Origin of the sequence: Micromonospora sp. B9E7 (assembly GCF_039871815.1) — a bacterium.
Lineage (GTDB): Bacteria > Actinomycetota > Actinomycetes > Mycobacteriales > Micromonosporaceae > Micromonospora.
In genome coordinates, this window is the sequence record NZ_JBDPLX010000028.1 from 82,394 (window position 1) to 89,432 (window position 7,039).

General features: G+C 72.1%; 6 protein-coding genes and 1 pseudogene. 3 read left to right on the forward strand and 4 right to left on the reverse strand.

Translation table 11 applies throughout. From position 1 onward, the window contains the following. Nucleotides 1-47 precede the first annotated feature (47 nt). Nucleotides 48-1,337, forward strand: coding sequence for an MFS transporter (locus tag ABGB10_RS30470; protein WP_347664429.1), 1,290 nt, complete (start codon nucleotides 48-50; stop codon nucleotides 1,335-1,337). Nucleotides 1,338-1,710: 373 nt separating this feature from the next. On the opposite strand, the gene ABGB10_RS30475 is transcribed toward ABGB10_RS30470, so the two are convergent. The 4 genes and pseudogenes from ABGB10_RS30475 to mshA all read right to left on the reverse strand — a co-directional run bounded on the left by ABGB10_RS30475 (nucleotide 1,711) and on the right by mshA (nucleotide 5,277). Further along, entirely contained in the window at nucleotides 1,711-2,397 is a 687-nt protein-coding gene (locus ABGB10_RS30475) for a hypothetical protein (RefSeq protein WP_347664438.1), read from the reverse strand. 183 nt (nucleotides 2,398-2,580) lie between these two features. Next, a pseudogene (locus ABGB10_RS30480) lies at nucleotides 2,581-2,892 on the reverse strand (hypothetical protein); the annotation flags it as partial. 342 nt (nucleotides 2,893-3,234) lie between these two features. Then, nucleotides 3,235-3,750, reverse strand: coding sequence for a YbjN domain-containing protein (locus ABGB10_RS30485; protein WP_347664430.1), 516 nt, complete (start codon nucleotides 3,748-3,750; stop codon nucleotides 3,235-3,237). Between the two features lie 57 nt (nucleotides 3,751-3,807). After that, nucleotides 3,808-5,277, reverse strand: coding sequence for a D-inositol-3-phosphate glycosyltransferase (mshA, locus tag ABGB10_RS30490; RefSeq protein ID WP_347664439.1), 1,470 nt, complete (start codon nucleotides 5,275-5,277; stop codon nucleotides 3,808-3,810). Between the two features lie 99 nt (nucleotides 5,278-5,376). Between mshA and ABGB10_RS30495 the strand changes: the two genes are divergently transcribed. Next, the gene (locus ABGB10_RS30495) at nucleotides 5,377-6,144 is read left to right on the forward strand and encodes an SDR family oxidoreductase (protein WP_347664431.1); all 768 of its coding nucleotides are present in this window, start codon (nucleotides 5,377-5,379) and stop codon (nucleotides 6,142-6,144) included. A 77-nt stretch (nucleotides 6,145-6,221) separates the two neighbouring features. Next, nucleotides 6,222-7,025, forward strand: coding sequence for a class I SAM-dependent methyltransferase (locus tag ABGB10_RS30500; protein WP_347664432.1), 804 nt, complete (start codon nucleotides 6,222-6,224; stop codon nucleotides 7,023-7,025). The last annotated feature ends 14 nt before the right edge of the window (nucleotides 7,026-7,039 follow it).

The following is a 7,039-nucleotide window of genomic DNA, read 5'->3' on the forward strand; positions in this document are numbered from 1 at the left end:
TACCGTGCACAGGAAACGGTTAAGAAACTGAACTGTCGGGAGGACGCTTGCACGCCGTGCGGCGCTGGTGGCACGACACCGCGGGCGGGCTCCCCGCCACCTTCTGGTACCTCTGGATCGGCCTACTGATCAACCGGGCCGGCGCCTTCGCCATGCTGTTCCTCTCGCTCTACCTCACCGACGTACGCGGAGCGAGCGTCGGGCTCGCCGGCACCGTCGTCGGCCTGTACGGAGCCGGCGGCGCGGCGGGTGTGCTGCTCGGCGGTGTGCTGGCCGACCGGTGGGGCCGACGGGCGACCCTGCTCGCCGCACACCTGGCGACGGCCGCTCTGATGGTGGCGCTCGCCTTCAGCCAGTCCCTCCTCCTCATCGCGGCGCTCGCCGCGCTGGTCGGCGTGGTCCACTCGATGCCCAGCCCGGCTTTCGTCGCGGCGATCGTCGACGTGGTGCCCGCCGAGCGCCGCTCGCGCGCGTTCAACCTTCAGTTCTGGGCGTTCAACCTGGGCATGGCGGTCGCCTCGTTGCTCGCCGGGGTGCTGGCCGAGGCGAGCTTCACCGCGCTGTTCCTGGTCGACGCCGCCGCCACGCTCACCGCCGCCGCCGTGATCGGCTGGAAGGTGCCGGAGACCCTGCGGCCGGCCACGTCGACGGCCGACCAGCCGCCGGCCACCCGTCCGACACCGGGGTCCGTCCGGCCCCGCCGGCCAGGACTGCACACCGCCCTCACCGACCGCACCTTCCTGGTCTTCGTCGGGCTCACCTTCGTGCTGGCCGTGCTGACCATGCAGACCTCGACGATCATGCCGCTGGCCATGCGCGCGGACGGCCTGGGCCCATCGGCGTACGGGCTGGTGGTGGCGCTCGGCGGCGCGCTGATCGTGATCGGGCAACTGTTCGTACCCCGGCTGATCGACCGACACCGCAAGGACGTCGTGCTGGCCGCCTCCACCGCACTGCTCGCGCTCGGCTTCGGAGTGCTCGCCGTCGCCGACGAACTGGCCGTCTACCTTGGCGCCGCAGTGGTCTGGACGGTCGGCTCGATGATCGCCGCCCCGCCCAACGCGCAGATCAACGCCGACCTGGCACCGCCGCAACTGCGAGCGCGCTACCAGTCGGTCTTCTACCTGACGTTCCCGGCGGCCGCATTCGTCGCCCCCACGCTCGGCGGGGTGAGCCTCCAACACCTCGGCGACCAACACTGGCTGATCGTGGGCGGGTTGGGTCTGCTGGCCGCGCTCGGGCACCTGCTGGCCGGACCGCCCCGGGAACGGCACGTCACCGCACTCCAGAAGGCCGGGGAACCGCCGACACCCGCAGACCGGGTGTCGGCGTCGTAATTGCCGGTCAAACGCAAAGCGCCCACCACTACCCAAAGGTTGTGGTGGGCGCCCGCCGGTGGGGCCGGCGGCGGCGGGCAACACTCACCCCCGTAAGCATCGCCCGCTCACGCCGCCGGTCCAAACAGGTGGTCACCGTCCCCCAACGGCTAATCCACCCGTCCCCTCGCGTCTCGCCTGGTGCACGGATCTGATCGATCCGCCGCTCCCCCGAACGTTTCCAAGCGTGACGCGGCGCAATAAAGCTAGTTCGCCCGGATTCTGGATTCAACCCAGAACGGCTGTCTCGCCGGTCACAACTGACGAGTATCCGCTGCTCGGGCGTCGGTCATTGGCAACAGCGGCGTACCCGTCAGCCATTCCCGCAAACACCTCAACCGTCTTCCCGATCGGGTGACTCGGTCCGGAAGAAGTTGCTCTGCCGACCGTCTCGCAACTGTTCCTGATAAATCAGGTTCAGCCGACGCAGGTCGAAGGTGTGGAACCACTCATCCCAGGTGATCTCACGGATTCGGCTGCTTTCCCGGTAACCGGGGATGTTGAAGGTCAACACACCCGCCCGACCATCCCGCTCGGTGCCGGCGATGGTCGCCGGTTTGGCACCCCGGTCCCGGGCCCACCGCTGGATCACCTCGTGATTCGCGGTGATCAGGCTCCGCCCGGGCCGCTCCGGCCGATCCATCGGCGACGAGATCACCTGCGAACTACGGACCGATCGCCCGGTCCCCCTTCCGGTCCTGATCCCTCCGGCCGCCGCTGACCGCGACGTGGCGGGTGCCGCACGCTTCGCCGCCGGCCGCGCCGCCGCCTTCCTGGCCGGCGCCTTCTTGGCCGGCGCCTTCTTGGCCGCCACCTTCCGCGCGGACGCCGCCTTCCGCGCGGACGTCGTACGGGCCGTCGCCGTCTTACGCGCGGCTGTCGACTTGCTCGCCGCCGTCGTCTTGCGGGCGGCTGTCGACTTGCTCGCCGGCGCCGTCTTGCGGGCGGCCGTCGGTCTGGTCGCCGCTGTCGCCTTCTTCGCGGGAGCTGTCCTGCGCGCCCCCGCCGTCGACGCCCGCACGGATGTCGCCCTCTTCGCGGCGGTCGCCTTCTTCGCGGCGGTCGTCTTCTTCGCGGCGGTCGTCTTCTTCGCGGCGGTCGTCTTCTTCGCGGCGGTCGTCTTCTTGGCGGCGGCCCGCTTCGCGGGAGCACTCTTGTTCGCCGGTGCCGCCTTCGCGCGACTCGGTGCCGCCCTCGTCGCCGACTTCTTCGTCGCGGCGGCCCGACCGGCCGACGCCCTGGTGCCGGTGGCCCGACCAGCCGGTCCAGTGCTGCGCCGGGCCGCACCAGAGGCACCGGAACGCAGCGAGCGGATCAACTGTTTCACCAACTCGGGCTTGCGCAGCGCGGAGATCCCGGAGACCCCGCGTTTGCGTAGTTGCCCGCGGATGTCGTCCACCCGCATCCGGGAAATCTCCGACTCGGAGACTCCCGGGGTACCCGGCGTCTGGTTGCCAGCCTGTCGTTTGGTCCTGGTCGCAGTCCCGCCGCGACCTGAGCTGTTCCGCTGAGCCATGGGATGCTCCGCTCCTCGACACTCCGTCCTCGGCGCGCGGGGGTCCCTTGCCGCACCGCGCGGTGCGGCATACCCGTCAGGAGCACTCCGAACCTCCGCCGGCTCGCCATGATCGTGCTGCAACCAGGATCGAGTGGCATCGGCGCGTCCGCGAGGCCACTACTTCCTGGTTCGAGCGTGATCATGGACGGAGGGGCGCGCCGGGGCGCGGAGGCGGAGGGCGCGGAGGCGGAGGGCGCGGAGGCGGAGGGCGCGGAGGCGGAGGGCGCGGAGGCGGAGGGCGCGGAGGCGGAGGGCGCGGAGGCGGAGGGCGCGGAGGCGGAGGGCGCGGAGGCGCCGCGGTCAGGCCGGGCTCGGGCCGGAGCCGGAGGGCTCGAAGAGGTGGGTGAACGCGGCCAGGTTGGCGGTCGACTCGCCGCGCTTGACCCGCCACTCGTACTCCCGCCGGATCGAGCTGCCGAAGCCGATCTCCAGCATCGTGTCGAACGACTCGTCGGCGTACGTGAGCACCGACCCGAGCAGCCGGTCCAACTCGTCGGCGTCCACGCCGGTCGGGTTGACCCGACCGGTCAGGTAGACGTCGCCGACGGCGTCGGTGGAGAAGGAGACGCCGTACATCCGCGCGTTGCGCTGCAACAGCCAGGCCCACAGCTCCTCGCGCCGCTCGTCGGGCTGGCGCATCACGAACGCCTCGATCCGCAGCGCGTGCTCGCCGACGATCAGGTTGCAGACCGTCTTGAGCTTGTGGGTGCCCGGCAGGGTCACCGCGTACGAGTCGGGGCCGGTCGACTCCCAGGCCAGGTCCCGCTCGGCGCAGACCGACTCGATCAGGGTTGCAAGATCGCTCTTCGGGCTCACCGGACCCACTCTACGACCGACCTGGCCGGCACACCGCTTGGCGACCGGCGCCCGACGTCACCAGGAGCAGGAGAGCGCGGGATCACACGCCAGGTCAGCCGCGAGCCGGGCGCGGTGCGCGGCGATCGCCTCGCCGTACACACCGAGCAAACCGGCGACCGTGCGGTCCCACGAGAAGTGCCGGGCGTGCTGCTCGGCGCCGTGGGCCAGCGTTGCCCGGCGTGCCCGGTCCGGCAGCAGGTGGCCCAGCGAACGGGCCCAGTCGACCGGGTCGTGGCCGTCGATCAGTACGCCGCTGACCTGATCCCGCACGGCGGTGACCAGTCCTCCGACGGCGGCGGCCAGCACCGGCGTACCGCAGGCCTGTGCCTCCAGGGCGACCAGCCCGAACGATTCGTTGTGCGACGGCACCGCGACCAGGTCGGCTGCCCGGTACAGCGCCGGCAGGTCGTCCCCGGTGAGCGGTGGCAGGAACCGCACCCCGTCGGCGACCCCGAGCGTGGCGGCCAGCTCGATCAGCGCTGTCGGCCGGTCCAGCCCACTTCCGCTGGGTCCGCCGCAGATCACCACGGTCACCTGGTCGGCAAGTGCCGGGTCGCGCTCCCGCAGGGCGGCAACCGCGCGGATCAACACGTCGGGGGCTTTGAGCGGCTGGATCCGACCGACGAAGGCGACCACGTACCCGTCGGCCGGCAGCCCCAGCCGGCGGCGAGCCTCGCGGGCAGCCGCGGAACGGTCGCCCGGCGCAGGCCGGAACCGGTCCAGGTCGACTCCCGGTTGCACGACGGACACCCGCGTCGGGTCGGCGTCGTACCGGGCGAGGAGGTCGCTGGCCTCGACCCGGGTGTTGGCGACCAACCGGTCCGCCTCGGCGACGACCTGCTCCTCGCCGATGACGCGGGCCTTCGGCTCCGGCCGGTCACCGGCCGCGAGCTGCGCGTTCTTGACCTTCGCGAGGGTGTGCGCGGTGTGCACCAGCGGCACGCCCCACCGCTCCTTGGCCAGCCAGCCGACCTGCCCGGACAGCCAGTAGTGCGAGTGGATCAGGTCGTAGTGCCCGGGCGGGCGCGACGCCTCGGCGCGCAGCACCCCGGCGGTGAAGGCGCAGAGCTGCCCGGGTAGCTCTTCCTTGGTGAGGCCCTCCAGGGGACCGGACGTGATGTGCCGGACCTGCACGCCGGGCGCCATCTCGACCACCGGGGGAAGGTCGCCGGAGGTGGCCCGGGTGAAGATCTCCACCTCGACGTTGGCCTCGGCGAGTCGCCGGGCGACTTCGAGGATGTAGACGTTCATTCCACCGGCGTCGCCCGTGCCGGGCTGGTGCAGGGGGGAGGTGTGCACCGAGAGGGTGGCGATGCGGCGAGGCCGGGGCCACGGTCGGGCACCTCGTTGACGCCCGACACCGGTGTGCATTTCCGCCACATCCGCTCCTTCTTCACGGTTGATGCCGTCTCGCACGACCGGCGCTTCTCGGTCAACCTGTACGCCGGATGTCATCTTCCCCATCGGGCTTCGGAAATTCCCCAGCGCGGCCGCCGCGCGTGACGGACCTCATCACCGGACGCGGCCGATGGCTCCACCGCGCCCGGTCGGGGTGGGTCGTACGGTCGGGGGGACAATGCCGAGATGACCTCTGTCGCCATCGTCACCGGAGCGTCCAGCGGAATCGGCGCGGCCACCGCCCGCCGGCTCGCCGCCGAGGGCTTCCACGTGCTCGCCGCCGCCCGCCGAGCCGATCGGCTCGCCGACCTGGTCGCCGAGATCACCGCCGCCGGCGGGCAGGCCACCGCCGTGACCTGCGACATCACGTCGGACGAATCGGTGGCCGCGTTGGCCGAGGCCGCCGCCCAGGCACCGGGGCCGGTCACCCTGCTGGTCAACAACGCTGGCGGAGCGCGCGGACTGGACCCGGTGGAGTCCGGCTCGGTCGCCGACTGGCAGTGGATGTACGACGTGAACGTGCTCGGCACACTGCGGGTCACCCAGGCCCTGCTGCCCGCACTTGAGGCGTCCGGTTCGGGCACCATCGTGGTGGTCTCCTCCACCGCCGGCCTGACCGTCTACGAGGGCGGGGGTGGCTACACGGCGGCGAAGCACGCGCAGACCGCCATCGCCGGCACGCTCCGCCTGGAGTTGTGCGGCCGGCCGCTGCGGGTGATCGAGATCGACCCGGGCATGGTGAAGACCGACGAGTTCGGGTTGGTCCGCTTCGAGGGCGACGCGGAGCGGGCGGCCGCCGTCTACGCCGGGGTGCCGGGGCCGCTGGTCGCCGAGGACGTCGCCGACTGCATCGCCTGGTGCGCCACCCGCCCGGAGCACGTGAACGTCGACCGGCTGGTGGTCCGGCCGCGGGCGCAGGCCGCCCAGCACAAGGTCCACCGGGTGGGCCAGTGAAGGGCGAGGAGTGAGCCGGGTTTGCGAGCCCCGCAGTCGCGAACAAGAGCGGCCAGTGAAGCGGTAGTGAGGCTGGGATGAGCGGTGCGGCACGGCGTCGGCCGCTCGGTGTGGTCACCCGGGGCACGACCAACCCGAACCGGCTCCGTCGGGTGGACAACTGGATCGTCGCCACCTGCGCCGACCGGCTGTCGGCGGCGGCCGATCCCCTGGTGGTCGACCTGGGCTACGGCGCCACGCCGGTGACCGCTGTGGAACTGCGCGCTCGGCTGGCGGCGGGGGTTCGTCCGGACGTACGGCTGGTCGGGTTGGAGATCGATCCGGCCCGGGTGGCCGCGGCGGCCCCGGCCGCCGACCCACCCGGCCTGACGTTCGCCCGGGGTGGGTTCGAGCTGGCCGGGCTCCGGCCGGTGCTGATCCGCGCGTTCAACGTGCTGCGACAGTACGACGAGAGCGAGGTACCGCACGCCTGGCGGACGATGACCGGTGCGCTCGCCCCGGGCGGCGTACTCGTGGAGGGCACCTGCGACGAGCTGGGCCGCCTCGCCAGCTGGCTGCTGATCGACGCCGACGGCCCTCGGACGCTGACCCTCGCCGCGAAGCTCACCACGCTGGGCAGCCCGTCGGAGCTGGCCGAGCGGCTACCGAAGGCGCTGATCCACCGCAACGTGCCCGGTGAGCCGGTGCACGACCTGATCCGCGCTCTGGACGACGCCTGGCAGGCTGCCGCCCCGTACGCCACCTTCGGCCCCCGCCAACGCTGGTCGAGGGCGGTGGGCCGCCTCCGCGAGATCGGCTGGCCGATCCTGAACGGCCCCGGCCGCTGGCGTCAGGGTGAGGTGACCCTCCCCTGGACGTCGGTCGCCCCCCAAAACACCTAACCCCCACCCACCCC